Origin of the sequence: Streptomyces flavofungini, from assembly GCF_041028215.1 — a bacterium.
Taxonomy (GTDB): domain Bacteria; phylum Actinomycetota; class Actinomycetes; order Streptomycetales; family Streptomycetaceae; genus Streptomyces; species Streptomyces flavofungini_B.
In genome coordinates, this window is sequence record NZ_JASKYR010000773.1 from 1 (window position 1) to 3,184 (window position 3,184).

3 protein-coding genes are annotated in these 3,184 nt (G+C 72.9%); 1 reads left to right on the forward strand and 2 read right to left on the reverse strand.

Annotated elements, in window-relative coordinates:
• Positions 1-53 precede the first annotated feature (53 nt).
• Positions 54-1,370 (forward strand): tyrosinase family oxidase copper chaperone, encoded by a 1,317-nt coding sequence (locus AB8Z36_RS34175; protein WP_440582072.1) that lies wholly within the window; start codon positions 54-56, stop codon positions 1,368-1,370.
• 19 nt (positions 1,371-1,389) lie between these two features.
• Here the strand turns inward: AB8Z36_RS34175 and AB8Z36_RS34180 are convergent, their stop codons facing one another.
• Both AB8Z36_RS34180 and AB8Z36_RS34185 read right to left on the reverse strand, forming a co-directional pair.
• Positions 1,390-2,724 (reverse strand): MalY/PatB family protein, encoded by a 1,335-nt coding sequence (locus AB8Z36_RS34180; protein WP_369217275.1) that lies wholly within the window; start codon positions 2,722-2,724, stop codon positions 1,390-1,392.
• 61 nt (positions 2,725-2,785) lie between these two features.
• Positions 2,786-3,184 (reverse strand): hypothetical protein (locus tag AB8Z36_RS34185; protein WP_369217276.1); only part of this gene is annotated, 399 nt, incomplete at its 5' end.

Genomic DNA, 3,184 nt, shown 5'->3' on the forward strand with positions numbered 1-3,184 from the left:
CTTCTACGCCGCGGACGCGGCACTGACGGCCTGCGCGGAGAGGTCGGATCCCGGTGAGACGACGTGACGTCCTGCGCGGCGCGGCGGCGTTCGGCGCCGCGGCCGCGCTGCCCGCGGCGACGGGCTCGCCCCTCCCCCGGGCCCATGTGGAGCGCTACCTGGGCCGGGAGGTGCGAATGGACGCCCCGCACGCCCCCGACCGCGTCCCCCGGGTGACGATCGACGGCCGCGACCTCGCACTCATGCGGCAGGGGCCGGAGGCGTACCAGAGCCCGCTGTGCCATTACGGGTTCGACGCCGGTCCCTTGCAGGCCGCACGGCGTGCCGTCCGGCAGTTGCGCGGCGCGCGGCTGCTCCCGCTCGGCGGGCACGACGGCGACGGCGGTTACGGGCGCCACGACGGCCACGGGTGGCCGCCGTCGCACCGGCCGTCGTGGGTCATGCCGCCCGCACGCCCCCATGTCCGCAAGAACCACCTGGAGATGACGCGGGAGGAGAGGCGCCGTTTCGTACAGGCGGTCCTGGAGACGAAACGGTCCGGTGTGTACGACGAGCTGGTGGCCGTGCACATCCAGGTCAACTCGGCGGACTACCTCCACCGCGCGCACGGCTGCCGCACCGCGCATCTCTCCCCCTCCCTGCTGCCCTGGCACCGGCAGTACCTGCTCCTGTTCGAGCAGGCGCTGCGCGAGGTCGACCCGAGCGTCACCCTGCCGTACTGGGACTGGACGACCGACCGCCGGACGGACTCGCCGCTGTGGGCGGAGGACTTCATGGGAGGCGACGGACGCCCCGGCGACCGCCGGGTGACCTCCGGCCCCTTCGCGCGGCGCAACGGCTGGCGCCTGGGCGTCAACGTGCGGCCGGTGGGACACGAGGCCGAGTGGCTGAACGGCCACTACACCCAGGACGACCGCGACCATCTCGTCCGGGCCTTCCGGCCTTCCGCCGTCCTCTCCACCGCCGGGCAGCTCGACAGGACTCTGGCCCTCTCCGTCTACGACGCTCCCCCGTGGAACCACCACAGCGGCCAGAAAGCGCCGTACCACAGCTTCCGCAACCACCTTGAGGGGTACGCCCGGTTCCCGTGGGAGCGGAGGTGGGGGAAGCTGCACGGCTCGGCGCACGTCTTCGTCGGCGGCCACATGGACTTCATCGGCTCGCCCAACGATCCCGTCTTCTTCCTCCACCACTGCTTCATCGACAAGATCTGGGCCGAGTGGCAGCGCAGGCATCCCCTCGTGCCGCACTATCTGCCGCTGGAGTCCGACGGCGCGGTCCCGGGCCTGCACACGCCGCTGGCTCCCTGGTTCACGATGACGCCCGCCGGTCTCGTCGACCACACTCGCTTCTACCGCTACGACACGTGAGGAAGCGCTCGGTGACCGGCTACGCGCGGGCCCGGAGCAGTCGCACGGCGCGCCCCATCCGGCCGACGGCCTCGGTGAGGACGGCCCGGGAGGTGGCCAGGTTCAGGCGGACGTGTCCGGCGCCGCCCGTGCCGAAGATGTGGCCCGAGGACAGAGCCACCCTCGCGTGGTCGAGGAACAGCTTCGCCGGGCCCGCCATATCGGTCACCACCGCCAGGTCGGGAGTAGCCGGGTCCGGGGTTGCCTCGTCCGGGCTTGCGTCGTCCGGGGCCGCCGGGCGCGCCTCCGCCGGGTCCGCCTCCGCCGCGAGGCCGAGCGACCGGCAGTCGAGCCAGGCGAGGTAGGTCCCCTCCGGCCGGGTGTACCCGACGCCGGGAAGGTGCTCGGCGACGAGCCGCCCCAGCAGATCCCGGTTGGCGTCCAGGCCCGCCAGGAGCGCGTCGAGCCACTGCCCCCCGTGCCGGAAGGCCGCCGTGTGCGCGATGACGCCGAGGTGGCTCGCGCCATGACCGACCTCCTCGGGCATCCGGCGCAGGTCACCGGCGGCGGCGGACCCCGCGACGGCGAGTGCCGCCTTGGCACCCGCGAGGTTCCATGCCTTGCTCGCCGACATGAGCGAGAAGGCGTCGTCGGCGCCGGGCACGCTCAGGTAGGGCGTGAAGCGGGCGCCCGACAGGACGAGCGGGGCGTGGATCTCGTCGGCGACGACCCGGACTCCGTACCGGCGCGCCAGCCCGGCGACCGTGGTGAGCTCTTCGCGGGTGTGCACCGTGCCGGTCGGGTTGTGCGGATTGCTCAGGAGATACGCGATGCCGCCGGTGCCCCGGCGCCCCCGGGCCCGCCGGAACACCTCTTCGAGCCTGTCCGGGTCGAGCCGCAGGTCCTGCCCGAGCGGCGCCTCCACGATCCGGCGGCCGTCGTGGGTGACGAAGGCGTAGAAGGGCGCGTAGACGGGAGGGTTGACGATGACCGGGTCGCCGGGGGCGGTGAGCAGGCGCAGCACCTCGACCACGCCCAGCATCACGTCCGGGACGAGGGCGGTGCGCTCGACCTCGACGCCGTCCCAGTGCCAGCGGCGGGAGGCGAAGGCGGCGAGGGACTCGGCGAACGCGGTTCCCGCCGGGTACCCGGTGTCCCCGATGGCGACGGCCTCGCGCAGCGCGTCGGCGACGGGCGGTGCGAGCGGTACGTCCATCTCCGCCACCCACAGCGGAAGGACGTCGGAGGGGTGGGCGCGCCACTTTATGCTGCTGCGCCGGCGGAGTTGTCCGAGCGAGAGCTGCTCAAGAGGGTTCGTACACTTCTGGCGCCCGGTGCGGGCGTCGGCTGGTCCGAGCGCGTCGGCGGAGTTCATTTCCGTAGGGGAACCCCTGCCCGCGCCCGGCGCAAGCCTCTCTGCACCGACGCGGGCCTCGCTACATGCCTGTGCAGGTGAACTGCGTGTGGCTCTCGCCCTCGACGTGGGCGATGTGCAAGGTGCCCTTGGCGTACTTGACCCGCAGCTCCTGGCCCGTGTCGGCCGAGTGGTCACCGGGCGGCTGCCAGGGGAAAATGCGCGACTCGGTCGCCCCGACCTTGGGCGGCACGTGCAGCGCGGCGGCCTCCACCAGTTCATCCGGGTCAGTCGGGTTCTCCGGGCCCTGGATGGCCAACTTGTCGCCGAGCAGCGCCCATTGACCGCCCCAGGACGAATCCTGGGCGTTCTTGCCCAGGGTCCAGCTGCTCGCGGTGATGTTCGCGTACAGGACGGCGGCCGTGCCGTTTCCGGCCGGGAGCACCTCGACGCGCCACCGCCCCCGCACGAAGGCCTCGAA

Bases quoted from the DNA above. Each gene is read 5' to 3' on its own strand.
- AB8Z36_RS34180 (WP_369217275.1), bottom strand. From the start codon at position 2,724: ATGAACTCCGCCGACGCGCTCGGACCAGCCGACGCCCGCACCGGGCGC.